Source organism: Lichenibacterium minor, from assembly GCF_004137685.1.
GTDB lineage: Bacteria > Pseudomonadota > Alphaproteobacteria > Rhizobiales > Beijerinckiaceae > Lichenihabitans > Lichenihabitans minor.
This window is the reverse complement of the sequence record NZ_QYBB01000055.1, coordinates 1-23,786: the sequence shown is the minus strand read 5'-3', so window position 1 is coordinate 23,786 and position 23,786 is coordinate 1. Positions and strand designations below refer to the sequence as shown.

At 64.5% G+C, this 23,786-nt stretch carries 32 protein-coding genes and 1 pseudogene; 12 read left to right on the top strand and 21 right to left on the bottom strand.

Features of this window, described 5'->3' with window-relative positions; translation table 11 throughout:
• A pseudogene (locus D3273_RS28910) lies at positions 1-254 on the top strand (hypothetical protein); the annotation flags it as partial.
• A gap of 32 nt (positions 255-286) precedes the next feature.
• Entirely contained in the window at positions 287-1,246 is a 960-nt protein-coding gene (locus D3273_RS24385; protein WP_129229570.1) for a DUF4238 domain-containing protein, read from the top strand.
• A gap of 66 nt (positions 1,247-1,312) precedes the next feature.
• Here D3273_RS24385 and D3273_RS24380 read toward each other — a convergent pair whose 3' ends face one another.
• The gene (locus D3273_RS24380) at positions 1,313-1,864 is read right to left on the bottom strand and encodes a recombinase family protein (RefSeq protein ID WP_129229569.1); all 552 of its coding nucleotides are present in this window, start codon (positions 1,862-1,864) and stop codon (positions 1,313-1,315) included.
• A 414-nt stretch (positions 1,865-2,278) separates the two neighbouring features.
• Between D3273_RS24380 and D3273_RS28465 the strand changes: the two genes are divergently transcribed.
• A complete protein-coding gene (locus D3273_RS28465) occupies positions 2,279-2,551 on the top strand; it encodes a hypothetical protein (protein WP_165359661.1) in 273 nt (90 codons plus the stop codon).
• A 72-nt stretch (positions 2,552-2,623) separates the two neighbouring features.
• Here the strand turns inward: D3273_RS28465 and D3273_RS24370 are convergent, their stop codons facing one another.
• The 4 genes from D3273_RS24370 to D3273_RS24355 form a co-directional block, all read right to left on the bottom strand.
• Positions 2,624-2,992 carry a hypothetical protein gene (locus D3273_RS24370; protein ID WP_129229567.1) on the bottom strand — a complete coding sequence of 123 codons (369 nt, stop codon included), beginning with the start codon at positions 2,990-2,992 and terminating at the stop codon, positions 2,624-2,626.
• A 62-nt stretch (positions 2,993-3,054) separates the two neighbouring features.
• Complete coding sequence (locus D3273_RS24365; protein WP_129229573.1) at positions 3,055-3,456, bottom strand: TFIIB-type zinc ribbon-containing protein; 402 nt, start codon at positions 3,454-3,456, stop codon at positions 3,055-3,057.
• Positions 3,457-3,567: 111 nt separating this feature from the next.
• Positions 3,568-5,811, bottom strand: coding sequence for a heavy metal translocating P-type ATPase (locus tag D3273_RS24360; protein WP_129229566.1), 2,244 nt, complete (start codon positions 5,809-5,811; stop codon positions 3,568-3,570).
• On the bottom strand, positions 5,808-6,773 hold the full coding sequence (locus D3273_RS24355) for a cation diffusion facilitator family transporter (RefSeq protein WP_129229565.1): 966 nt from the start codon (positions 6,771-6,773) through the stop codon (positions 5,808-5,810). The genes D3273_RS24360 and D3273_RS24355 overlap by 4 nt, the downstream gene beginning before the upstream one ends.
• A 137-nt stretch (positions 6,774-6,910) precedes the next feature.
• Here D3273_RS24355 and D3273_RS24350 point away from each other — a divergent pair, with 137 nt between their 5' ends.
• Positions 6,911-7,333: a MerR family transcriptional regulator gene (locus D3273_RS24350; RefSeq protein ID WP_129229564.1), complete on the top strand. Its 423-nt coding sequence runs from the start codon at positions 6,911-6,913 to the stop codon at positions 7,331-7,333.
• Between the two features lie 109 nt (positions 7,334-7,442).
• The gene (locus D3273_RS24345; protein WP_245501370.1) at positions 7,443-8,462 is read left to right on the top strand and encodes a L,D-transpeptidase family protein; all 1,020 of its coding nucleotides are present in this window, start codon (positions 7,443-7,445) and stop codon (positions 8,460-8,462) included.
• A 9-nt stretch (positions 8,463-8,471) separates the two neighbouring features.
• Here D3273_RS24345 and D3273_RS24340 read toward each other — a convergent pair whose 3' ends face one another.
• The 8 genes from D3273_RS24340 to D3273_RS24305 form a co-directional block, all read right to left on the bottom strand.
• Positions 8,472-9,161 (bottom strand): ZIP family metal transporter, encoded by a 690-nt coding sequence (locus D3273_RS24340; RefSeq protein ID WP_129229563.1) that lies wholly within the window; start codon positions 9,159-9,161, stop codon positions 8,472-8,474.
• An 80-nt stretch (positions 9,162-9,241) separates the two neighbouring features.
• Entirely contained in the window at positions 9,242-9,628 is a 387-nt protein-coding gene (locus tag D3273_RS24335; RefSeq protein WP_129229562.1) for a hypothetical protein, read from the bottom strand.
• Between the two features lie 239 nt (positions 9,629-9,867).
• Positions 9,868-10,287, bottom strand: a complete 420-nt coding sequence (locus tag D3273_RS24330) for a helix-turn-helix domain-containing protein (protein ID WP_129229561.1) — start codon at positions 10,285-10,287, stop codon at positions 9,868-9,870.
• A gap of 218 nt (positions 10,288-10,505) precedes the next feature.
• Positions 10,506-11,717: an MFS transporter gene (locus D3273_RS24325; RefSeq protein WP_129229560.1), complete on the bottom strand. Its 1,212-nt coding sequence runs from the start codon at positions 11,715-11,717 to the stop codon at positions 10,506-10,508.
• The gene (gene arsH, locus D3273_RS24320) at positions 11,714-12,442 is read right to left on the bottom strand and encodes an arsenical resistance protein ArsH (RefSeq protein ID WP_129229559.1); all 729 of its coding nucleotides are present in this window, start codon (positions 12,440-12,442) and stop codon (positions 11,714-11,716) included. Before arsH ends, D3273_RS24325 begins: the two co-directional genes overlap by 4 nt.
• Positions 12,443-12,475: 33 nt before the next feature.
• Positions 12,476-13,771, bottom strand: a complete 1,296-nt coding sequence (locus D3273_RS24315) for an arsenic transporter (protein WP_129229558.1) — start codon at positions 13,769-13,771, stop codon at positions 12,476-12,478.
• A 145-nt stretch (positions 13,772-13,916) separates the two neighbouring features.
• The gene (gene arsC, locus D3273_RS24310) at positions 13,917-14,354 is read right to left on the bottom strand and encodes an arsenate reductase (glutaredoxin) (RefSeq protein WP_129229557.1); all 438 of its coding nucleotides are present in this window, start codon (positions 14,352-14,354) and stop codon (positions 13,917-13,919) included.
• Complete coding sequence (locus D3273_RS24305) at positions 14,351-14,707, bottom strand: ArsR/SmtB family transcription factor (RefSeq protein ID WP_129229556.1); 357 nt, start codon at positions 14,705-14,707, stop codon at positions 14,351-14,353. Before D3273_RS24305 ends, arsC begins: the two co-directional genes overlap by 4 nt.
• 148 nt (positions 14,708-14,855) lie before the next feature.
• On the opposite strand from D3273_RS24305, the gene D3273_RS24300 reads away from it, so the two are divergent.
• The 3 genes from D3273_RS24300 to D3273_RS24290 all read left to right on the top strand — a co-directional run bounded on the left by D3273_RS24300 (position 14,856) and on the right by D3273_RS24290 (position 17,452).
• Positions 14,856-15,302 carry a toxin-antitoxin system HicB family antitoxin gene (locus tag D3273_RS24300; RefSeq protein ID WP_165359660.1) on the top strand — a complete coding sequence of 149 codons (447 nt, stop codon included), beginning with the start codon at positions 14,856-14,858 and terminating at the stop codon, positions 15,300-15,302.
• Between the two features lie 240 nt (positions 15,303-15,542).
• Entirely contained in the window at positions 15,543-16,172 is a 630-nt protein-coding gene (locus D3273_RS24295) for a hypothetical protein (RefSeq protein ID WP_129229554.1), read from the top strand.
• 275 nt (positions 16,173-16,447) lie between these two features.
• A complete protein-coding gene (locus D3273_RS24290) occupies positions 16,448-17,452 on the top strand; it encodes a hypothetical protein (protein ID WP_129229553.1) in 1,005 nt (334 codons plus the stop codon).
• 213 nt (positions 17,453-17,665) lie between these two features.
• Here the strand turns inward: D3273_RS24290 and D3273_RS24285 are convergent, their stop codons facing one another.
• Both D3273_RS24285 and D3273_RS24280 read right to left on the bottom strand, forming a co-directional pair.
• The gene (locus tag D3273_RS24285; RefSeq protein ID WP_129229552.1) at positions 17,666-18,103 is read right to left on the bottom strand and encodes a hypothetical protein; all 438 of its coding nucleotides are present in this window, start codon (positions 18,101-18,103) and stop codon (positions 17,666-17,668) included.
• Positions 18,104-18,480: 377 nt separating this feature from the next.
• A complete protein-coding gene (locus tag D3273_RS24280) occupies positions 18,481-18,765 on the bottom strand; it encodes a hypothetical protein (RefSeq protein ID WP_129229551.1) in 285 nt (94 codons plus the stop codon).
• A 267-nt stretch (positions 18,766-19,032) separates the two neighbouring features.
• On the opposite strand from D3273_RS24280, the gene D3273_RS24275 reads away from it, so the two are divergent.
• The 3 genes from D3273_RS24275 to D3273_RS24265 all read left to right on the top strand — a co-directional run bounded on the left by D3273_RS24275 (position 19,033) and on the right by D3273_RS24265 (position 20,705).
• The gene (locus D3273_RS24275; protein WP_129229550.1) at positions 19,033-19,515 is read left to right on the top strand and encodes a hypothetical protein; all 483 of its coding nucleotides are present in this window, start codon (positions 19,033-19,035) and stop codon (positions 19,513-19,515) included.
• A gap of 265 nt (positions 19,516-19,780) precedes the next feature.
• The gene (locus D3273_RS24270) at positions 19,781-20,068 is read left to right on the top strand and encodes a DUF4258 domain-containing protein (protein ID WP_165359659.1); all 288 of its coding nucleotides are present in this window, start codon (positions 19,781-19,783) and stop codon (positions 20,066-20,068) included.
• A 49-nt stretch (positions 20,069-20,117) separates the two neighbouring features.
• Positions 20,118-20,705, top strand: coding sequence for a helix-turn-helix domain-containing protein (locus D3273_RS24265; RefSeq protein WP_207210891.1), 588 nt, complete (start codon positions 20,118-20,120; stop codon positions 20,703-20,705).
• Positions 20,706-20,797: 92 nt separating this feature from the next.
• Here the strand turns inward: D3273_RS24265 and D3273_RS24260 are convergent, their stop codons facing one another.
• The 6 genes from D3273_RS24260 to D3273_RS24240 form a co-directional block, all read right to left on the bottom strand.
• The gene (locus tag D3273_RS24260; protein WP_129229548.1) at positions 20,798-21,067 is read right to left on the bottom strand and encodes a hypothetical protein; all 270 of its coding nucleotides are present in this window, start codon (positions 21,065-21,067) and stop codon (positions 20,798-20,800) included.
• Complete coding sequence (gene parA / locus D3273_RS24255; protein WP_129229547.1) at positions 21,064-21,696, bottom strand: ParA family partition ATPase; 633 nt, start codon at positions 21,694-21,696, stop codon at positions 21,064-21,066. The genes D3273_RS24260 and parA overlap by 4 nt, the downstream gene beginning before the upstream one ends.
• Before the next feature lie 74 nt (positions 21,697-21,770).
• Positions 21,771-21,902 (bottom strand): hypothetical protein, encoded by a 132-nt coding sequence (locus tag D3273_RS29740; RefSeq protein ID WP_281011399.1) that lies wholly within the window; start codon positions 21,900-21,902, stop codon positions 21,771-21,773.
• A complete protein-coding gene (locus tag D3273_RS24250; RefSeq protein WP_129229546.1) occupies positions 21,899-22,243 on the bottom strand; it encodes a hypothetical protein in 345 nt (114 codons plus the stop codon). The genes D3273_RS29740 and D3273_RS24250 overlap by 4 nt, the downstream gene beginning before the upstream one ends.
• A gap of 104 nt (positions 22,244-22,347) precedes the next feature.
• Positions 22,348-22,638, bottom strand: coding sequence for a hypothetical protein (locus tag D3273_RS24245; RefSeq protein ID WP_129229545.1), 291 nt, complete (start codon positions 22,636-22,638; stop codon positions 22,348-22,350).
• A gap of 214 nt (positions 22,639-22,852) precedes the next feature.
• On the bottom strand, positions 22,853-23,200 hold the full coding sequence (locus tag D3273_RS24240) for a hypothetical protein (RefSeq protein ID WP_129229544.1): 348 nt from the start codon (positions 23,198-23,200) through the stop codon (positions 22,853-22,855).
• Between the two features lie 148 nt (positions 23,201-23,348).
• On the opposite strand from D3273_RS24240, the gene D3273_RS28905 reads away from it, so the two are divergent.
• The coding region (locus D3273_RS28905; protein WP_207210890.1) for a hypothetical protein at positions 23,349-23,786 on the top strand (438 nt) is incomplete at its 3' end.

The following is a 23,786-nucleotide window of genomic DNA, read 5'->3' as shown; positions in this document are numbered from 1 at the left end:
TCGAACGAGCCCGGGCTGATGCCGAGCGGGCTAGGGCCGATGATGAACGGGATCGAGCAGAGGTCGAACGGGCGCGCGCCGATGAGCTGGCGGCCCGGGTCAACCGGATGCAGGTCGATACTCTCAAGGCGGCCGACGCCGGCGCCGAGCATGACGCGAAGGTCGAGCGCGACCTTGCTGAGCTGCGGGCGATGGTCGACGCTATGAAAAAGAGCCCGGAGCCTCGGGCCTGGTGGCGCCGGCTGACGGGGTAGCGTTTCCCGGCGGGAAGGTAGATCCTGGTTGCATGCTCCAGACCGAGATTGCAAAGAAGCACCACTTTATTCCAGAGTTCTACCTCAAGCGCTGGGCGAGCCGCGATCGGAAGCTGGTCGAGTTCCGCAAGCAGTTCCAAGGGGTGGTCAAGCCGAAGAGGAAGTACCCGACTGAGACGGGCTATCTCAGGCTCGGCTATGCCCTACAAGGATTGTCCCCTGACCATGCTTCCATGCTGGAGGAGCAGTTCTTCAAGCCCGTGGACACCAGGGCGTCGTTGGCGCTCGATAAAATAGAGGCCGGGGTGATCGCGTTCACCGGGGCCGAACGGGTGGCCTGGGCCCAGTTTGTGCTTTCCCTAGTCCACCGACAGCCCCATCGCATCGAGCAAATACGCCAGATGTTCCAGGGCGTGACCCTTGAGATCAGCAAAGCCGATCAACGTCGCTGGCGGCGTGAGCGCCGCCCTCACGATCCGAAGCAGTTCGTCGACGCCATGCGATCCGATTGGGAGACGGATGCAGACGCATGGCAGCGACGATCGATGAAGATGATGGTCGACTCGATATGTAGCCCAAAAATAGGCAATCACATCGTACATATGCGGTGGGGGGTGATCACGATGCCCCCCTTTATTCCAGCGTTACTGACATCCGACATGCCCGTGCATTGGTATGGAACGCTGACGAGCGCGGGGTGTCATCTCCTCCTGCCAGTTGGCCCGAAGCGCGTCTTCTATGCCGTCAACTCGGTCGAAATGGAGACCCGGTTGAGGGCGCACCCGGCAGCGAAGTTCGTCCACTTCCTGAACGAGCAGACCGTCCGTCGTGCGGCGAACTGCGTCTACGGCCTATCCGAGGGCTGGATCGACTACATTCAGGAGCGTATGGGCGTTGATCCTCTGCCGAACACCGGCGATGCGGCCTACATCATGCCGACCCCTAAAAGGCTCAAGGAGATGCGCCGGGGGCTGACGCGGAGCACCGGCTGATCGCCCGATAGCGACCATGCCCAGCTCTGGTGGGTGTGGCTGCTGATAGTCGATCAGCGCCTGCATTCAGGCTGCGGCCTTGAGCACGCCATGGACCGACCCAACCGAGATCTCTAGGAGCTGGGCGATCTCACGCATGGATTTGCCGGCGGCCTTGAGGGCACGGACCTCGTCGGCCTTGGCCCGCACTGTGGGCTTGCGGCCCTTGTAGGCGCCCTCGGCTTTGGCCTTCGCGATGCCCTCGCGCTGGCGCTCCAACATCATGGAGCGCTCGAATTCAGCGACCCCGCCCATGACGGTGAGCATCAGCCTGCCGCTCGGGGTTGCGGTGTCGAGACCGAGGTTCAGGATCTGGAGCGCCACGCCCTTGGCCTCGAGCCGGGCGACGATGTCCATAAGGTTCGCCACTGAGCGCGCCAGGCGGTCAAGCTTCGTCACGGTCAGTGTGTCGCCATGGCGCACGAAGTCGAGTGCGGCCTCGAGCTGTGGACGGGCCGTGACGCTGGAGACCTGCTCGGAGAAGATGCGCTCGGCGCCGATGGCCTTGAGATCACGCTCTTGCGCCTCGAACCCGGCGACCTGCTCCGTGGTGCTGGTCCTGGCGTACCCGACGATCATTGCCCAACCTCGTTCAATTAGCCTCTAGGACCTTATAGCAGGAGCGTTCAAAATTTCAAGGATAACTTCAAATGAGCGTATCTGTCGAGGCGAGGGCGCTTCGACCTGAACGTTCAACAAGGGCAAGCCTTAAATGAACGAACGGCGCTCGGCCTCTTGCCTCTGTGTCGTGCCCGGGTGCGCTTCCCTCGCATTGTTCCGACACGCCGTCTTGGCGAGGTCTTCCCAGACGGACACAGCTTGGCGATCCTTCGCCCAAGCGCCTGAATGCATGCTTTTCCCCTTGATCCTCTAGCCGCTAGAGCATCCATAGTGATGGTGCTCGAGGGGTTCCAGCTGACCGAAGTCGGATGGCCCGTCGAGTCAAGGGTGGCGCCCCAACGCGACACTCATCTGAGACGGAGGAAAGACGACATGGCAGAAGAGAAGGCTGGTGCTCATCACGATCACCCTGGCCATAAGCCCGGTGATCTCGACCAGCATGGACATCGCGACAAGAGCGTGAAGGAAGTGCCCGGCGAGCATCACGACCATCCGGGTCACACCCCAGGTGACCTCGACCCTCATGGGCATCGCGACAAGAGCGTGAAGGAGGTCCCGGGCCAGCACCATGATCATCCCGGCCACCAGCCGGGCGATCTGGATCCCCAAGGCCATCGCGACAAGAGCGCGCCGCCGAAGCCGTGATCGCTTGAAAATCCGAATAACGTGCGGAGAGGGCTGCGTCCGCGCAGCCCTCTTTTCCGCATGATAAGTGAATCAGCCGATCCTCGGTCGCCTCCTCGCCGCCTGAACGTTGGATCGGCGGGACCGCCATCCGTCGACGGAGAGGACCAGGAGTGCAGCCGATACGAGAAGGATCGGCGTCAGCAACATCAGGGAGCGGGCACTCACGTGGGCGCTGACGTAGTGGATCGACCTGAGCATAAGAGCGCACGTGCCGAAGGACGCAGCCAACACGCACGCGACGAAGAGACCCCGGTTGCGCGACAGGAGCCAAAATCGATACCGCCGGCGGGCGCGGACACGCATCGCCGCGACGCCGGCCGCCGACGCGAACAGGAGCCCGACCGCCAGGCCCACGTACACCGCGTCCTCGAAGGCCGTGGCATCGGGTAGGTCCGTCATAGACAGTTCTCCGAGATCGGTTGCGACCGCATCCCCCGTGCGGTCGGGTGCTTCTGATCGACCTAACGGAAGATGCGCGACAGCAGACCGCCCTGGTCGTGACCGCCACCATGACCGCTGCCGTGTCCCCCCCCGTGACCTCCCCCATGGTGGCTCCCACCGTGGCTGTCGTAGCGCTCGCCGTAGTGGTCATCCCTCGCAGGGTAGACGGGGTACCCTCCCGTCACCGGTGGGGAAGCCCAAGCCCCGGCCTGTGGCGGAGGTGGCAAGAATCCCGGCGAGGACGGGGGTGAAGACGGGGGGATGGGTTGGGCCGCAGGAGCCGTCTGGCGCTCGCTCATGGCGATGATCTTGTCGAGTTCGCCTCTGTCGAGCCACACGCCGCGGCACTTGGGGCAGTAGTCGATCTCGACGCCCAGCCGCTCGCTCATCAACAGGTCCGCCTGACAAACGGGGCAGTGCATCCCGTCACGTCGTGCCTCGGCCGCGTCGCTCATCCTTCACCCTTCCATGTTGCACTCACGATCTCACTACTTCCTCTAGTGACTAGAGGAGCAAGCAGGACGAGGGCCCTTTCATCGCCCCCGAAACGACAGCAGGCGCATGGCGTTCGCGGTGACCAGGACGGTCGCGCCCGTGTCGGCGAGGATGGCCGGCCAGAGCCCCGTGACCCCCATCACGGTCGTGACCAGGAACACGACCTTGAGGCCCAGGGCGATGATGACGTTCTGACGGATGTTGCCCATCGTGGCACGCGACAGCTCGACCATGCGGGCCAGGTCCATCACCCGCCCGTGCAGCACGGCGGCGTCGGCGGTTTCCAGCGCCACGTCGGTCCCACCGCCCATCGCGATGCCGACGTCGGCCGCCGCGAGGGCCGGCGCGTCGTTGATGCCGTCGCCCACCTTGGCGACCTTGCGGCCCCCGGCCTGCATCTCGCGGACGATCCGCTGCTTGTCCTCGGGCAGAAGCTCCGCCCGAACGGTGATCCCCAGGCTCGCGCCGATCGCCTCGGCCGTTCGACGATTGTCACCGGTCAGCATGACCGTCTCGATGCCGGCCGCCTGGAGCGCCTTCAGCCCGGCCTTGGCATCGGCCCGCGGCTCGTCGCGCATGGCTATGAGCCCTCCGACCTCGCCGTCCGCCACCAGCACGGCCACCGACTTGCCCGCCGCGTTGAAGCGCTGGACGAGGTCCTGCTCCTCACCCCCGAAGGTCGCCCGCCTTGCGGCGGCGGCGGGGGACCCGAGGAACACCTCCAACCCACCCACGCGGCCGACGACGCCCTCACCGGCCACCGACGCGGCATCGGCCGCGGGCGGGACGGGCACGCCGTCCGCCTTGGCGCGTGCCAGGATCGCGAGCGCGAGCGGGTGGCTCGACCCAGTCTCGAGCGCCGCGGCAAGCGAGAGCAGGTCGCGCTCACGCCGACCCATGGCGACCACGTCGGTCACCACCGGCCGGCCCTCGGTCAGGGTCCCGGTCTTGTCGAGCGCCATGGTCTTGATCGAGCCGAGCGCCTCGAGTACCGCGCCTCCCTTGAGCAGCAGACCGCGCCGGGCTCCGGCCGACAGCCCGGCCGCAATCGCCGCCGGGGTTGAGATCACCAGGGCGCAGGGACAGCCGATGAGCAGGATCGCGAGGCCTCGGTAGACCCAGGTGCCCCAGTCCTGCGTGAACAGCAGTGGGGGCACGACGGCGACCAGCGCGGCGACTGCGACGACGGCCGGCGTGTAGTAGCGCGAGAACCGGTCGATGAACCGTTCGGTCGGCGCCTTGCTCTCCTGAGCCTCCTCGACCAGACGCACCACGCGGGCGATGGTGTTGTCCTCCGCCGCCGCGGTGACGCGCACGCGCAGCACGCCGTCAGCGTTGATCGTGCCGGCAAAGACGGAGGCGCCCTTGCCCTTGCGCTTCGGGACGCTCTCCCCCGTCACCGGCGCCTCGTCGATGGCGCTCTCGCCGTCGATGACCTCGCCGTCCGCAGCGATGCGGTCGCCGGGCCTGACCAGCAGCGTGTCCCCGATCCGGAGGCGGTCGGCCAACATCTCGCGAACCTCGCCCCCGCTCTCGACCCGTGCGGTCTTAGGCACGAGCGCGGTGAGCCCCCGGATACTCGCCCGAGCCCTGCTGGCCGCGACGCCCTCCAGCATCTCACCGACCAGAAAAAGGAACACGACCGCGGCCCCCTCCTCGCCGGCTCCGATGATGACGGCGCCGACGGCCGCGATGGTCATCAGCATCTCGATCGAGAAGGGCGTGCCGAAGCGGGCCGCGAGGATGGCGCGACGAGCGACCGGCAGGAGGCCCACCAGCATGGCGATCGGGAAGGCGTAGGGGGCGGTCCCCGGCATGACCTTCGCCACCACAAACGCCGCGACGAGGGCCAAGCCGCTCGCCAGCGTCAGGGACGCCTTCCGGCTTCGCCACCACGGCAGGTCGCTCGGCCCATCGTCGTCGTGATCGTGCGCCCCGCCCGGGGCGTAGACACCGTCGTCGCCATGATCGTGGTGGGCGTGGGCGTGATCATGGGCGTGTTCATGATCGTGGCTCCCACCGTCAGCGGCGGGGCGGTCGGCGCTCGGCGACTTCCCCCGCAGGGGGGACGCGCGATAGCCCCCGAGACCGTTGACCTGTCGCATCACGGCGCCGTTGTCCGCGTCGCCGACGTAGTCGACCGTCATCGTTCCCGCCGAGACGGAGACCGACACGTCCTCGACGCCAGGTACCCGGCGCACGGCGGTGGTGATCTTCGAGGCGCAGGACGCGCAGTCCATGCCCTCCACGCGGTAGCGTCTCTGGACGTTCGACATGGTCATGCTCCCTGGAGTTGGTGCACGCCGGCCAGATGGTCGGCCGACGGCTCCCTCAGCTCGGGCTGAAGGGTGACGTGGCCGATGCCGAAGTGCTCGTCGAGTTCGTGAGCGATATCGTGCAGGGCCCCGTCGCCGGGGTGGCCGCCCGGCATGACGAGGTGGCAGGTCAGCGCGGTCTCCGTCGTGCTCAGCGACCAGACGTGAAGGTCGTGCACGCCCGTGACGCCTGGGGACCGGAGGAGCAGCGCACGCACCTCGGCCAAGTCGATGCCCGCCGGCACGGCGTTCAGGGCCATCGTCACGGACCCGGTGAGCAGGCTCCAAGTCCCCCACACGATTACGCCGTTGATGACGAGGGTCATGACAGGGTCGACCCAATGCCAGCCCGTCAGGAGGATGATCAGGCCACCGACGACGACCCCGAGCGAGACGAGCGCGTCGGCCGCCATGTGCATGAAGGCGCCCCGCACGTTCAGGTCGCCCTTCCGCCCCGACGAGAACAGCCACGCGCAGAGGCCGTTGAGGACGATGCCGCAGGCCGCGACGAGCATCACGGTCTTACCGGCGACGACCTCGGGCTCGTAGAACCGCTGGATCGCCTCCCAGGTCAGGCCACCCGTGACTACGAGCAGGAACACCGCGTTGAAGAGGGCGGCCAGGATGGAGGTCCCACCGAGGCCGTAGGTGAACCGCTTGGTCGGCCTGCGCTTCGCCAGGATCACGGCGGCCCAGGCGACGCCGAGGCCGAGCGCGTCAGATAAGTTGTGGCCGGCGTCGGCCAGCAGCGCCACCGAGTGCCCCAGCAGGCCGAACACGACCTCGAGAACCACGAAGCCCGCGTTCAGAGCCACGCCGATCGCGAAGGCCTTGCCGAAGTTCGCCGGGGCATGGACGTGCCCCATCCCGTGGCTGTGCCCGTGATCGTGATCGTGCCCATGGTCGTGGGCGTCGTGCTGATGCGCCATGCGCGCCGTCTCCTCTTTGGGGGAGACGCTACATTCTCTAGCCGCTAGAGGATCAAGCGATAACTCGCCGCAGCTTGGTTCTTGTCGATGTCCATCATCGTGCTATAGCGACTAGAGGATATAAGAGAGAATTGACCATGCGAGACCTGCCGATCGGTGCCTTGTCCGAGCGGACCGGCGTGAAGGTCCCGACGATCCGCTACTACGAACAGGCGGGGCTGATGCCACAGGCCGCTCGCACCGAGGCCAACCGCCGGACGTACTCGACGCAAGACGTCGACCGCCTGAGGTTCATCCGTCACGCCCGGGAGCTCGGGTTCGAGGTCGACGCGATCCGCCAGCTGCTGGGCCTCGCTGACCAACCGGATCGGTCCTGCGCCGAGGCCGACGTGATCGCCCGGGTCCACCTTCGGGAGATCGAGAGCAAGCTTGCGCGCCTGACGGCCCTCCAAGCCGAGGTCCAACGCATGATCGACGAATGCGCACACGGACGAGTGGGCGACTGTCGCGTGATCCAGGTGCTGGCCGATCATGGTCAGTGCGTCAGCGACGCGCATTGACCCGGCTCCTCGACGTGCCCGAGTCCGACGCAGTTAAGTCTGGATTAACGTGCTCCCCCTACTGCGGGACGACTGCACGATCGTGAAGCGCTACCTCCGAGGCTCTGAGATGACCACAGCTTGGATGGTGAGCGTAAGGCGTGGCATCGCCGCGGTGGCCGTCTCGGGCCTGCTGGCCGGCTGCGCGGTCCAGGAGGCCGACATCAAGTCCTACCGCGCCCTCGCGCCCCTCGGCGCCGACACTCTCGCGCTCATGGATGCCAAGCACACCACCAAGGCCGCCCCAGTCCTGATCCGCGCCTACAAGAAGGAGGCCGAGCTGGAGGTCTGGAAGCAGGCGGCGGACGGCCGCTTCGTCCTGCTCAAGACCTACCCGATGTGCAGGTGGTCGGGGCAACTCGGTCCGAAGGTTCGCGAGGGCGACCGGCAGACCCCGGAAGGGTTCTACACCGTCACCCAGGGCTCGATGAACCCCAACTCGGCCTACTACCTGTCCTTCGGGATCGGCTTCCCCAACGCCTACGACCGCGCCTGGGGCCGCACCGGCAACGCGATCATGGTCCACGGGATCTGCTCGTCCGCGGGCTGCTTCTCCATGACGGACCCCCAGATCCAGGAGATCTACGCCACCGTCCGCGAGGCCCTCGCAGCCGGGCAACACGCCATCCAGGTGCAGAGCTTCCCGTTCCGGATGACGGCCGAGAACCTCGCAAGGCACCGCCTCGACCCCAACATGGCGTTCTGGCGCGAACTCAAGCACGGGGCCGACCACTTCGAGGTGACGCGCCGCGAGGTCCCCGTCGGGGTCTGCGGCAAGCACTATGTCTTCGCCTCGCCGAAGCCGGGCGACAAGCTCGACGCGACGGCGGCCTGCCCTCCGCTCGAGGAGGACCGCTCGGTCGAGCCACAGGTGGTCGGGAGAGAGACTAGGGACCTATCGGACGTCGCGGCTCTTGTCGCCCAGGGCACGAAGCCGATCCAGCTCGTCTACCAGGATGGCGGGCAGAACCCCGTGTTCGCAGGCAGGTTCCCCGACGTCAGCCGTCCGGAAGCCCTGGAGGCTGGTCCCCGGGAGGTCGTGATGACGGGCCCGCCCGCGGCGGTGGCCAAGCGTCCGGGCCTACGCTGACCAGCGCAGTCAGCCGATCGCTTGGTCGAGCAGCAGCACCGCCAGGAACCCGACGAAGAACAAAGCAGTGACCCACGGGCGGTCAGGGCGCTCGTGCGCCTCGACCAGCAACTCCTCCGTGACCAGGTAGAGGAGCGCGACGAGCCCGAAGGCTAGGAAGCCGGCGACCACCGGATCGGGTAAGTGGCTGATCGGGGACGCGAGCACGGCCCCGAGCGGCAGTGCCATCACCAGCAGAGCGGTCGCGACAACCGACCTGAGCCGGGCCCGCGCACCCCCGAAGGCGTCGGCCACGGTGAGGCCGAGGAACAGGACCTCGAGCGTCAGCGCGACCGTGAGCAGGACGCCGGCCTTGGCACCCGCGATGAAGCCAAGCCCCAGGATCAGACCGTCGACGAGGAGGTCGACCGCGGTGGTGGCGGCCATGCCGATGGGCCCCTCCCAGCGCCTTTCCGCCTGCATGATGCCAAGCATCACGCCGACGCCGATCACACCGCCGACGAGCGTGGCGATGGGTGCCTTGTAGTGCATCAGGTCGGGTAGGACCTCCGCCGCTGCGGCGGCGAAGACGACACCGGCGGCTAGGTGCTGGACCCCGCTGACGACGGCCGGGGTCGGCCGGGCGTATACTGCGGCGATGGCGCCGAGGATCGCCGCGAAGACGGGGATGACGAGGAGGGCGTAGGTGGATGAGGTCATGCCACGCGCCTAGCCCCTCTAGCGAGATGAGGAGCAAGTGCGAGGCGCGTCGAGAAGTCGGACTTCCCGACGCAGGCCGACTAGCTCCCGACCGACCCGCACTTCCAGTTGCCGGCCTTGTCCTGGTACCAGGTGCAGATCTCGTCGTTGGTGAAGGGGAACACGCGACCGCGACGGCTGGCGAGGCTGTCCGAGGTCCCCAAGCCCCAGTAGTCCGCCGACTTCGCCTGCTTGTAGCAGGTGAACACGCCATTCGGCGTGACGCCATACTCCGGCGCGAACCTCGGATAGTAGAACCCGCTCTTACGGTCGGCCCATACCACGCCGTCCGGACATGCCGCGGATGCTGCCGCCTCGTTCGGGTACCCCATGACCGTGCCGAGCTTGATCTCGTCATCGTCGGCTTGTGCCAGGGACGGTATCGCCACGAGCGCGAGCAGCAGCAGGGCCGCCCATCGATGGTGCATCACTCCCTCCCAAGGGCACTCAGGGCCCGATCGTCGAAATAGAGCCTGGAACCAACATGCGAACAAGCCGGTCGACATCGCGTTCCGCTACCCTCATTCGGCGGCCGAGGCGTGTGGTCGGACCGGCCCCCACCCCACGAGCCGCTAGGGAGAAACGTCTGCGAGCTAAGCAGCCCTTCGAAGCGGGTGTTCTACGGCGCTTTAGCGCGCCGTAGAACGTGATCGTGGTGCTCTGTTAGCTAGCCGCTGGAGCCGGGGGTGAAACCCTTGAGCAGTGCTATAACAGCCTCGAGTTGCGCAGGGGTGAGGGTCGGGTCGGTTTCATGGAACGCCTTCCTCAACGCAGTGACGAGTGCCATCTCGTTCTCGGACACGATGTTGCCGAAGATACGCTTGATGACGTCGAGCAGGCCGGGCCAGTACTGCTCGATGGCTAAGCGCATCAGGTGGCCTGGATCTACATTCAGTGCTTTGGCAAGAGCAGGAACCTTTTCGAAAGGGACTTTAGCATCGCCGTGCTTCATCATACTTAATACATTTGGGTTCTCATATCCAATCTCTTTTGCAATTTCGCGCTGGGTCTTACTACTTTCATCGATTTTGACGTGTAGAAGCATTGCTATGGAAGATAGTCCTCTATGCTCGAATATGTCTGCCATAATTTCTCCGATCCGCACTCAATTAGTACTGAGCGCAAAATACTTATAGCTATCTATTGACGAAATTAGATTGGATTTACTATGGAAATGTGATTAGAAACGCTTTTATTAGTCAAAGTGATCGGCGCATCAGGCAGAAGATAGGAGATACGAAGTCCTAGGGCGGTCCCGAAGCTCGCATCCGGGTGCAGGATGTGTCCTGACCGGCGAGAGGGCACTTACCACTCTGCAACTCGCAAAATTGTGAACAAAGCTACTGAAAGTAGTACATTGAGGCCAGCGACGCCGACAAGTATGGTGATGGTCCCGTTCGCTCCTACGGCGCCCAGCAGCATCGACCCAACCAGCGGGGATGCCGCCTGCACCATCAAGTTCGGTAGGGCGATCCGGCCCATCACGACGGGATAGCGGCGAGGCCCCACCAGGGCGAGCGGCAGTGTCCCCCTCGCGATGCTTTCGAGGCCGATCCCAGCCCCGTAGAGGACCAGGGCCGCTGTCAGCCAGGGTCCACCGGCCAACATCGCCACCAGTCCGAGCACGATCAACAACGACGCGGCGAGCTTGGTCCAGATCGGATGGTGCCGCTGCGACAGCGCCAACTCGATCGCGCGGGCCCCGACCTGTGACGGACCGACCAGGGCGCCGAGGGCGACGGCGGCCCCAAGGGCGAGCCCACTCCTTTCGAGGATCCCGAGGAGGTGAACGGATAGTACCGTCGAGACGAAAGACGCCGTCGTGACGGCGGTGGCCAACAGGGGCAGCAGCATGGGTGCCGGCTCACTCGAAGGCGAGGCAGGGGCTCCTGCCGGGGCCGATGGGGTGGGCGCGACGGTGCCGGCGGGTTCGCGCGGGAGCCCCAGCACGTAGATCGGAAGGGAGACCGCGAGCTGGATGCCGGCGTAGGACAGGCACGCGCCACGCCATCCGAGGGTCGTTACGAGGAAGGCCGATAAGGGCCAGCAGATCGTGCTGGCGAAGCCACCGAACAACGTCAGGGTCGTGATGGCCGAGCGGCCACCGGCGCCATAAAGGCGGCCGAGGGTCGCGAAGGCGGGGTCGTAGAGGCCCGCCGCCATGCCGAGGCCGACCACGACCCAGGCTGCCACGAACAATGGCAACGATGGCGCGAGGGCGAGGCCGCACTGACCCATTGCGAGGAGAACGGCGCTGGCAGCCAGCACAGGCCGCCCCCCTCGTTGGGCGATCACCCGCCCGACCGCAGGTGACGCCGCCGCGGCCGCGAGCAGGCCTACTGACAGCCCGCCCACGACCCAGGTCGGCGACCAACCGGTGTCGGCGAACACGGGCCCGGCGAGCACGGCGGGAAGGTAGTAGCTGCCGCCCCAGGCCAGGATCTGCGTGACTCCGAGGGCGGTGATCACCGGCCAGCGGCGGATCGGAACCGCCGCTGCCGTGACCCCGACCGTCATCGGATTTTGTCTAGCGACATGCGAGCCTCGAGCTTGGCTGCGTCCTCTTTCCGCTCGGAGTAGCGGTCCGTGAGCTGGTCGATATGGGGGCGCAGCAGCACCGTGAAGCGCACCAGTTCCTCCATCACGTCGACGATCCGGTCGTAGTAGGGCGAAGGCTTCATGCGTCCGCCCTCGAATTCCTCGTACGCTTTGGCGACCGACGACTGGTTCGGGATCGTGAACATGCGCATCCAGCGGCCCAGCAGGCGCAGCGTGTTCACCGCGTTGAACGACTGGGACCCGCCCGACACCTGCATGACGGCCAGCGTACGCCCCTGGGTCGGCCGGACGCTGCCGATGCTGAGCGGCAGGTGGTCGATCTGGGCCTTCATCAGCCCGGTGATCTGGCCGTGTCGCTCGGGGCTGCACCAGACCTGCCCCTCGGACCAGAGCGAGAGTTCCCGCAGTTCATGGACGGCTGGGTGGTCGTCACCCTTCACCTGGTCGGGAAACGGCAGGTCGGAGGGATCGAAGATCCGCGGCTCGGCCCCGAAGAAGCGCAGCAGGCGGGCCGCCTCCTCGACCGAGCGCTGGGAGTAGGACATGTCCCGAAGCGAGCCGTAGAGCAGGAGGATGCGCGGTGGCTGCCCCGGCCCGAGATCCACTGCAGGGCGGTTGATCGCGTAGCGCGGGTCGAGGGCTGGCAGGTGGTCGGGGTCGGGTAGGTCGAGGATCCGGGACATCGGGCGGCTCATGGTACGGGACGGTGCGGCGACTCAGTGCGCGCCCAAGACAGGGAGCCACGCAGCGAGGGCCAGCAGCGTGATCAGCAGGACAGGCGGGGTGATGACCAGCCCGACCTTCATGTACTGGCCCCAGGTGATGGTCTGGCCCTTGGTGCCGAGCACATGGAGCCACAGCAGCGTCGCAAGGCTGCCGATCGGGGTGAACTTGGGGCCGAGGTCGCAGCCGATGATGTTGGCGTAGACCATGAGGTCCCGCGTGACCGGTGACAGATCCGGCGTCTGCTGGATCGAGAGCGCGCCGACCAGGACGCTCGGCATGTTGTTCATGACCGACGACAGGATGGCGGCCGCGAAGCCGGTCCCGACCGTCGCCACCCAGGCGTTCCGCTGCGCCAGCCAGGCGAGGCCTTGTGCGAGGTAGTCCGTCAGACCAGCGTTCTTGAGCCCGTAGACGACGAGGTACATGCCGAGGCTGAAGATCACGATCTGCCAGGGGGCGCCGGTCAGCACCTTGCGGATCGCGATGGTGCCGCCCCGCCGGGCCAGGGCCAGCAGCACGGCTGCGCCCGCGCAGGTCACGACCGACACCGGGACCGAGAACGGCGCAGTGACGAAGTAGGCGATGAGCAGCACGCCGAGGAGCGGGAACGCGGCCTTGAACACAAGCGGGTCGCGGATCGCTTCCGTGGGCCGTTCGAGCTGCGCGACGTCGTAGGACGAGGGCAGGTCCCCGCGGAAGTACCAGCCCAGGACCGCGAGGGTGGCCGCAAGCGACACGAGATCGACCGGGACCATGACGGCCGCGTAGCGCCCGAAACTGACGTCGAAGAAGTTGGCGCTGACGATGTTGACGAGGTTCGAGATCACCAGCGGCAGCGAGGTCGAGTCGGCCACGAACCCGCAGGCGATGATGAAGGCAATCGCCGCCGTCGGCTTGAAGTCGAGCCGCACCAGGATGGCCAGCACGATGGGCGTCAGCAGCAGGGCCGCGCCGTCGTTGGCGAAGACGGCCGCGATGGCGGCCCCCAGAAGGATCACGAGGGGGAACAGCCGCCCACCGCGCCCACCGCCCCACCGCGCGACGTGGAGTGCCGCCCAGTGGAAGAAACCTGCCTCGTCGAGCAGAAGCGAAATGATGATCAGCGCCACGAAGGTGAAGGTGGCGTCCCAGACGATGTGCCAGACGACGGGGATGTCCGCGGGGTGGATCACCCCGGTGAGAAGCGCGACCGCGGCGCCCCCGAGCGCGCTCCAGCCGATGCCAAGGCCCCTGGGCTGCCAGATGATGAGCACCAGCGTCACGACGAAGATCAAGATCGAGAGCATGGGCATCCAGGATGAAGCGGGCGAGGGGCGTCGCTCGTGGCGGGTCGCGCCACGGGGGGGAAGCCATCAAAGCCAGGGTCGCGACGAACGCGCCTGGGTGGGTCGCTTCGAGGGCTCGAGGAGTTTGGAAGGTCGAAGGGGTGGGTCAGGCCTTCGCGACGGGGCGCCCAGCCTCGTCGACTACGCGCTCACCGTCTTCCTTGGCGAAAGCGCCGTGTTGGGCAGGCAGGAGGTCGAGCACAGCCTCCGACGGCCGGCACAGCTTCACCCCCTGCGGCGAGACGACGATTGGCCGGTTGATCAGGATGGGGTGCTCCATCATGGCGTCGAGCAGCGCCTGATCATTGAGCGAGGGATCGTCGAGGCCGAGTTCGGCGTAGGGCGTCCCCTTCTCCCGCAGCAGATCCCGCACGCCGATGCCCATGCGGGCGACGAGCTGCTCGAGCAGGGGTCGTGACGGCGGCGTCTTGATGTACTCGATGATGTGCGGCTCCACCCCCGCGTTGCGGATCAGCGCGAGCGTGTTCCGCGAGGTGCCGCAGTCGGGGTTGTGATAGATGACGATGTCGACCGAGGCGGTCATGCCAAGGCTCCTCGGTTCGAAGGCGTGCAACAGGCAAGGTCGGCGATCAGCGGTGCGCAGAGCTCGGCCCGGCCGCCGCAGCAGTCCTTCACGAGGTACGTCATGACCTCGCGCAGGCAGTCGAGGTTGGCCCGGTAGATGATTGATCGGCTGTGCCGCTCGCCGCTGACGAGGCCGGCTCGCGACAGGATCGCCAGATGCGACGACATCGTGTTGTGGGGGGTCGCCAGTTCACGGGCGAGTTCACCCGCCGGCAGCCCTTCTGGTTCGTGCCTGACCAGCAGCCGAAACACATCGAGTCGAGTGACCTGGGCGAGAGCGGCGAGAGCCACTATGACGTTCGTATTATCCATAAGTCGAGAATAATCGACATATCGGCACTGTCAACGGCGAGCTCGCCGATCACTTGCAATCAGGTGATTTTATCACATGAGTTCATTTCCGCTTGACGCGTGATATCACCTGCCGTATCCATCCATTAATGGACGGATGGAGCTCACGATGGCCAAGAGAATTATAGACGGAAAGACATACAACACACATACCGCTACTAGAGTATGGTCATTCACATTCTCTGATGAAGATCCTGATAAGTTCGATGTTCTTTATCAAAACATGCACGGTGTATACTTTAGAAATTTTGGTGGACTAGATAGTTTCAACTTATGGAGAGATGACATAGTACCAATGACGCCTGAAGAGGCCAAATCATGGCTAATAGAAAATGCGGATGCAGAAACTGTCGAACGCTTTTTCGGCCCACAACCGGAAGCAGGAGAACGTTTCACTCAGATATCTTTACGCATTCCGGATTCTCTCAAGCGACGTATCACGGATATCGCAAAACAACAGAAGCTTTCGCTGAACAGCTGGATCATGCGGCGTCTTGAAAGTGCAGCCAGCACATCGACAGTTGACAGCGGTCACAATAATAACTCCAGGCATTAGAATATGCGGGTCGCACTGCCCACCAGCCACGGTAGATCGTGTACGCTTCGAACACGCACCGTGTCTCGCAAACCACTCGATTACGGACCAAACCCCAAACACGCGAAAGGACCTCTCCTTCGCGTTTTTGCCCAACGAAAACGCAATGTTCTGAGTCAGTTATCTCTGACTGCTACCTCGGAATAGACGCCCTAGGGATCCACATGCACTTACAGTTAGAGACCGAACACATTCACAGTCATGAACCAGCGTAAGCCAAGCAAGGCACTCACTCCTTCACAAGCGAGAGATCTCATAGAGGCGGCACACTTCGCCTCGAAGATCGGTAAGCCCCTCAACACAGGTGTCAGCATCCACCCTAACTGCCTCCTTCACCCACCAGTCGATGTGGGTCACTGGGTCAGCGGCCTCCTCAATCACCTCCGGATCTGGTGCACACGACAAGGGTTCGGGTACTCCTGCATCTGGGTTCGCGAGAACTACGAGGGGGCAGGCCGGGAGCACCTACACCTTGTCCTCCACGTTCCTCCTGTGGAGCGCGCCCTCCTTCAGGCCACCCTCGAGGAGTGGCTCCCCGGCTCGCCCAACTTGGTTCGCGTCAAGCCAGCCGAGTTCGGAACAGATCGCTATGGCAGGCACGTCAACAAGGCCGTCACCTACGTGCTCAAGCAGATGACCCCTCAGGCTCGCTACGCCCTCCACCACCGTGTGCGGCGAGAGAGCGAGTGCAAGGTAACTGGCGCGAAGGTCGCTCCAGTGTTGGGGAAGCGCTGTGGGACCTCGGCCAACATCGACGCCAAGGCCAGGGAGAGCGCTCGCCTCGCACCTCGGGCAAGCATGCCGGCGTTCGACGTGCGGATAGCCGCTTAAAGCCGCCTAGGAGCGCCACTGGCGGCAACTTTTTTCGAGGGACTCATAGACAGCCCCAAACTGAAATCGGCGCGCACGAGCTTCTTATCGCCTCCTACGCCACACACGTCTCCGGTCGTGAGCCTCGTCATGCTTGAACGTGTCTCCATCATGATGGAGCGAGCTGACTGGTCCTCCACAACCTGCCCACCCATTGGCGTGAGAGCGACCATCGCGCTGTCCGGTTAGCCGAGGCCGCTGCACCCAAGCATTTGATATCGAACACCGAGTTAGCGATGACGACCTTAGACCCACGATTTGCGAAGATACTCGCCAAGATGCGCTCGACACCGTTCGAGCCCGAAAAAGTAGCAGCCAGAATGTTGGCCGAGCGAATTGCTATTAAGAGTGGCCTTACCTTCGACGAAGCTATTTCTATTATGGATGGCAAGCGATCGAACTCGACTTATACCCCCGGTCGGACAGAACCGAGCCGACAGGAAGCGGCGAGAAGAGAAGCCGAGCGCCGCCGAGCCGAGCAAGTTCGGATTTGGAAGGCGAAGAAGACTGCGATCGTCAAGCGCTATGGTAGCACCGACCGTGTCTTTGCACGTTGCGAATGTGAGAGCCGATTGGTTGCAGCCGTCTCGGCGTGGCGAACTGTTGTCCCAGGCACATCAGAACGCACATCATCTCTCGATGGATGGCGGGGATGGACGAGGACGGCTCCTCTTCCACCTCAACGGGTGGTGGACGCGATCTGCAAAGCCTACCGCTTACCTGAATCCATCACAGAGGCCTTAAAGGAATGCGACTACTGGGCTCTGCGGGACGCGGATGTCGCCCAGATGCTGTGCGAGGGCGGGCGAGCAGCTCATGGCAATACCCTCGACCTTGTCATCCTGGTGCGCTTGGACATCGTCAGAGAGCTCGCTGAGCGAAAGCTGCCGCTTCGGAGCGTGGCAGAGCTGCGAGAGCGCTTCAGGCGCTTCCAAGCTCCGTTTATTGCAGACCAAGCTCTTGCAGCGGCATTGCTCCAGGATCTTGAGGATCTATCTCATCTGTCCGCATCTGATGATTCCCATGTAGATAGCATAGCTAGAATGATCGGAAATAGGCTTAAGCAGGATCCGTCCATATCTGATCGTAGATTGGCCAGGGAATTAAATTGCTCACCAACCACGGTTGGAAAGATAAGAAAGGATTTGGGCTTGTCTGGCAATGCCAGATCCGTCCATCGCGGTGGACGGACATACACAATGAAGGCTGCTGTGCAAAAAGAGCCAAGGCAAGCGGCATAGACCCCCAAGCGGCCCAAGTCTCGTCCTGGTTAGCAGCTCCGCGCCACAGCAGGGCACGGTCAGGCCAATGTCGAGAACTCGTCGAGGCCTGCGCGTTCTATAGTCCGCGTTCTGCGCGGGCTCGCGATGATCGCCGGGTGTCAGGCTCGCGCACCGTCTGGTCCCAATTATACCCCTGCCCCCAGGGCTGACCTAATGCGCGGGACGGCTGTGTTATAGCTTGTCGAACCCGAACACGGCGGCGCCAACCCCGAATACGAATGAAGCGAGCATAAGAAAGCAGGCCGCATATCCCAGCCAATGAAGTGTGACTGCGGTGCGACGATGCCCCCATCGCTCCTCGTCGGTTTTCGAGAATGGGCTCTGGTTCTCGGCATATTGGTGGTTTGCGATGTAGGAGAAGGTCGCCGCGAGGGCGGCGCAGAATACACCGAACCCGAACCCCGCCAGACTCCAGACAAAGGCGTGTGGCATGTGGCCTGCGTGTCTCGACGCAGCGTCCCTGCCGGCACTGCCGAGGAAGGCCAACATGGCGGTCACCGCCAGCCCGTTGATGTAGAGCCCAGCCTGAACGGCGGCTCGGGCGTCGAGCAGCCGTGCCTCGTGCATGGACCGATGAAAGTGAACGCGGTGTTCCTGCGGATCGCTCATCGACTTGCCTTCCGGTTGGGCCACGCCGTTGCAACACCTCGTGACATCGAAGTCCTAGAACGGCGACGACCCCGCGTAGGGGATGCAGGATGTGTCCCGCGCCTGGTCGAGGCACTTACCACTTCGTGGTTCCCGGCGAGAGGGCATGATGTAGTCGCCTGACCTGCGGCTACCTGCCGAACGCGTGCCGGCCAACCTGTCAAACGACTATTCGACGATAGTCGCTGAATTGCCGGAGGTTGCCATTCGGTTGCCACCCAGGAGGCGGAAGGTGGGGTGGCCGCGAGCGGTCCCCTCTACATGGGTCGCCGATGACGTGCACGGGCGCCTCGGCGCATCGCGCGCGCCGCTCAGAATCGCACTCACCACTTCCGGCCCTACGACCCCTGTCGCAGCCGCTCGGCCTGGACCACCTGCGGGTCGCGCCAGTCGGGCATCACCGACACCTCTCGGCTGCCACAGCGCTGACAGACCCAGCGCCGGTGGTTCCTGATGTCCGGGAAGGGCGTCAGGTCGGAGAGGCCGAGGTCGTCGAACGGGATCACGACCATGTGACCGCACCAGTTCGAGCCGCAGAACATGCGCGCACTCTTCACCCCCTGGCTACGGAGATGGGCGATCGTGGGTGGTGCGATGGGGTCGCGCTTCGGGACTTGGGCCATGCTGACCCTTCTCCCCGGCTGACTCTCTCGGTCAACGTACCAGCTCGTCGCACAGGACTAGATGTAGAGATGGACTTCGGGGCGGTTCCGATCTGAACCCCTCCCCCCATCCCCTTCGCAGCGCGCAGGCCCCGACCCCGGGTCGCGACCCACATGCGCAGCTCGGCCGACACGATTGTGACGACGTTGGGCAGGTTCCTGCACCAGGACACCCGGCGCTCCTCGACCACCACGAGGCCGAGCCTGCGGGCCTCGCCGAGGGCGCGCTTGACCGTCGACACCGAGACCCCTGCCCGGCCGCCGACAGCGCCGTGCGACAGCTCGCAGTGCCCGGTGAGCGCAATCTGGGCCAGGACCACGCCTAGCGCCGCGGCCTCGCCCATCGTGAACCGCGCGGCGATGGCCGGCGGCATCCATCCCGAGGCCGTCCAGGCCCTTCGGCGCTCCATGCTCGTGTTGGAGCGCGGCCGGCTCCCGACGCGCCTGGTGACCGCCGCAGGGGCGGCAATCACCCTTCTGGCGGCGATAGCTTCGCACAGCTCCGACGCTTCGTCGGCCGACAGCACGTCGGCGCCGAACGCGCGCCACACCTCCTTCGCCAGGGCGTCGAGCCCAGCCCGCGGCGACGCCATCACGGCGCGCCGACACTCTTCCACAAACATCCTCTGCCCCTCGTCGGGGCCGTTTTCGGGGCGAACGAAGGCGGTCGGGAAAACGACGGTTCCCCCGTTGACTCCCGAAGGAGCCTGACCCACATTCGCGCTGTTGATTAGCGAAGCGGTCCTACCGTTTTCAGAGGCCTCACCCCTTGCCGGGGGTGGGGCCTCTCTCGTTTCAGCGTCCTATCCGGCCATAAGTCCTCGCATCAGCGCGCGACTCGGGAGCCGCGCGACTTCCTATGACGCCCGCCATGCGTCAGGATGTCAAACGACCGAGTCGCCTCACCCCATCCCACGACGCTATTGACGAAATGTCAAACGCACCGATATGGTGATGGATGAAAGAGAGGCTGCGCATGGCCCAGGCGAACTACAAGACTGAGACCGGCGTCGTTCGCTCGGTCGCCGCCAACCCCTCCTGTCATTGGATCTGGACCCGCCATGCGCGGGAAGAGATGCGAAACGACCAGCGCGTGATTGCTGACATTCAGCATGCATTGACGAATGGTCACGTAGACCTGATCGAGCGAAAGCAGGATGACGTGTGGCGCGTCCTCGGCCGCGATCTCGACGGCAAGCCATGCGGCGTCGCATGTGCTGTCGACGAGGACATTCCATCGATCAAGGTCATAACTACCTTTTAGGGCTCGTCCCTACATGCAGAATTGCCGGTTTATCGGCAGGGAGATACCCATGACGAAGCGCGCTGACGACAAGACGGTTTCGCATCTGGCGAACCTGCGCGTGATCGATGATGCCCGTACGTCCGCTGCTACTCACAGGATCGTCAGCGAGTACGATGCCACTGCGCTCATCGGGCTCAAGGTGATCGCACGCCATGCCGCCGTGATGTCCAACGACGAGGAAGACACGGTAGAGCTGCCGAAGCTCCAGGAACTCATGGCTGCCGCGGCCATCGCGCGCTGCCTGATGCCCGAGCGTCTGCGGGGCCACGAGATAAAGGCGATGCGCAAGATCCTGCGTATGACGCTGGCTGAGCTCGCTGACGGCATGGACAGTAAGACCGCTGTCGAGACCGTCTCTCGCTGGGAGAGCGACGCTCAGCCTATGGGTGGGTACGCCGAGAAAGTGCTGCGCCTGCTCGTGTGTGAGCGCCTGCATGAGAAGGCGCCCGGCATCGCCTATGATGGAGCAATGATCTCTGCCCTGAAGCAGATCGACCCGTGGCGCGCCGACCCCAACTACGACCTGCCTGCGATCGAGATCGAACTCATGCTGCTCAAGCAGAACGGCCACGTCGAAGAGGCGTGGGCGGCGTAAGCAAGCTAGGGTCAGTGGTTTAAGGCCGGGCGCGCTGCCCGGCCTTTTTCCGCCGCACAAAATCGTAAATACGACGAAGCGTGAATACACTTTTACGCTGGGAACTCGCGCTCGAGCATCTCGCGCAGCACGTCGGCCATCTTGAGCCCGCGCTGGGCGCAGCCGATCTTCACCCGCGTGTGCAAGCTGGCCGGCACGTCGATGGTGAACCGCTTCATGGTCTCGGCGGGAGCGGCAGGTGCGGGCTCAGGCTCGACCGGGCCAGGCGCAGCGACCTCGGCGTCAGCGCTGCGTGACGACACCCACGAGTCGGCCGGGTTGGGGGCTTTCACGAGAGGTTTGAACGCGCCCGACTTCTTCACGACACCACTCCTACGATCTCGTCTGCAAGGCGCTCCACCTCGCGCGCGCCCTCACTCCCCGGTGCGGCCTCGGCGACCGACAACCCGGCCCCTGCGCTCTCGGCGTAGACGACGCGCTGTGTCAGGGCCGTCGCCAGCACCGGCACATCGTCGAACTGCCCTAAGGCGCCGACTACATCACGACCGATCGCCGTATTTGCGATCTTACGATTAATTACAAACACGGCTTTCAGGTTCGGCTTGAACTGCTGGGCCTCTCGCACGAGCTGCACGGTCTCGGCCGCGGCCCACACGTCGTAGGGCGAGGGCTGCACGGGGATCACGACGAGGTCGGAGGCGATGATGGCCGCCCGGCCGAGGTCGTTCACGCGCGGCGCCCCGTCGATGATGACGTGGTCGTAGTCTCGGGCGACCTCGGGCAGGTCCTTGTGCAGCGTCGGCTTCGCCATGCCGATGACCGGGAACAGCGGGTCTCCCTCGCGGGCGCTCGACCAGGCCATCGCCGACCCCTGCGGGTCAGCATCGATCAGCAGCACGCGCTTGCCGCGAGACGCCAGCGTGGCTGCGAGATTGATCGAGATCGTCGACTTGCCGACGCCACCCTTCTGAGACAGAATTCCGATAATCATGAAATGCGCCTCTACGACGATGCGTTTTTACGATTTTCAGGCGCCTTCTGCAACCCTATCCGCATGCAGGCGATTTAGGTCGCGCCTCCCTTGTCGGCCACGGCCACGCCGAGCAGCACTCGACCTGCCTGCCCCGCGTGGACGAACTCGGCGAACGCCATGGTGGCGTCGAGCAGTCCCAGCAGGATCTTGGGGTCTGCGCTCAATGAATCTCCATGCGCTCGGCCAGCCAGTCCCGGGCCTCGTTGATCTCGCGGAACAACGTCGTCAATTCCGTCGTCGGTCCATCCGTGGCCGAGACGTGCTCGATGAAGGCGTCGGCCCCGTCGACCAGGGCGCCGAGGTAGTTCCGCATGAGCTGGCGGCCCTCGGCCGGCACGTTCTCCCAGCCGATGATGCTGCTGAGCTTCTTCACCAGCTCGAAGTTGGTGGCGAAGGCCAGGAGCGCGCTGTCGTGGGCCTCGATGATGGCGAGCCGCTCCTCGACCTCGTCGTTGTGGTCGATGATGTGCTGGATCGGGTCCATGCGCTCGTGGTCGCCGCTCATGTTGCGCCCCTACATCTTGAGCAGGATGACCATGTTCATGACGATGGAGGCCGCCATCATCCAGCGCAGGATGCGGAACTCGCGCCGGATCTCGTCGGTGACGGTCAACGCAGGAACGCCTTGAAGATCAGGGTGACGATGCCCGCGAGCACGAAGCCCAGCATCCAGCGCACGGTTGCCTGCTCGCCCTTGATGGCGACGACGTCGAGCATGATGGAGCCCACGTCCTTGCGGATCGCGTCGATGTCGGCGTCGCGCTTCGAGAAGCCCTTGTCAGCCGTGTCCTCGACCCTGGCGAGCGATGCGCTGAGAGCGGCCGCGGCCTTGGCAGCTTTGTCTTCCGGCACGTCGATCGACCGGAACGCCTCGAACACCTCGAGCTGCAACGTCGTCATGTTGACCCCCTGTTGAGCTTCAATTTAGGGCGTCTCGCGTCGGGATGCGAATGGGATACGTGATGCCACCGTCGTCGGACCAGATCGAGATTAGGGATGTTGTGCGAGGTAGCGTTCTCCTGCACTTCCTGCACGAGAAGGCAGCCGCCGCCGAGCTCGGAAATCAGCAGCACCGCCATCACGCCGGGCAACGTCGCTTTCGTCTATCAAGTCCTCACTTCCGGTAGAACGTGCCAGAGAAGGTCTGCCCGCCGACCCCGAACTGGTCCCAGATCTTGGCGCAGATGTTGGACGGCGAACCTGCCTGCTCGTAGCGCGCGGTCAAATTGTTGGCGGCCGCTAGCACGTCCATCGGCGGGCGCCCCTTCCAGGTCATGAAGTCCTCGCCGACGGAGGTCATGATGTCCCGGACGTGGACGACGTTCACCCCGTACTGCGGGCAGTGCTGCTGGACGTAGGAGACGGTGGCGAGGAGCTGGCCGGCTGTCTCGGCGTACTCCCCTGCCCTAACCGGGGAGGTCAGGGCGAAGGCGATGGATACGGCAGTCAATAAACGTTTCATGTGCCCTTTATTACGATTGCTTTCACGGCTGAGACACAGATCAGCGATAGAATTTCCAAAGTCGTTAACAGCCTCTTAACCAACCTCTCGTAGGGTGCCCGATACCGGCCATCATGGCCCCTATTGCCCCCCCCCTACGATGGCCGTCATGATGTTGGACACGAAGGCCACCACGACGGCCCACACGCTCTGGCTCACCTATGCCGAGCTGGCCGAGCGCCTCGGCATAACGGGCGACAGCGCCCGAAACCTTGTGCGCCGTCGTGGGTGGTCGCGAAAGCCCGGCAACGACGGGACCATGCGCATCGGGGTGCCGAAGGAGTACCTCGATGAGAGGGACATGGAGGAGGCTCTACCGTCCCCTACCGAGGCCCCCACCAGCCCTCCCATCATTGCGGCCGTCATGCCCCCTGTAGAGGAGGGCACCGAGGGGACCACAGTGGCGGCCTTAGAGGCCCACATCGAAACGCTCAAGGAGATCGTGGAGCGCGAGCGGGGCAGGGGGGACATCGAACGAGCCCGGGCTGATGCCGAGCGGGCTAGGGCCGATGATGAACGGGATCGAGCAGAGGTCGAACGGGCGCGC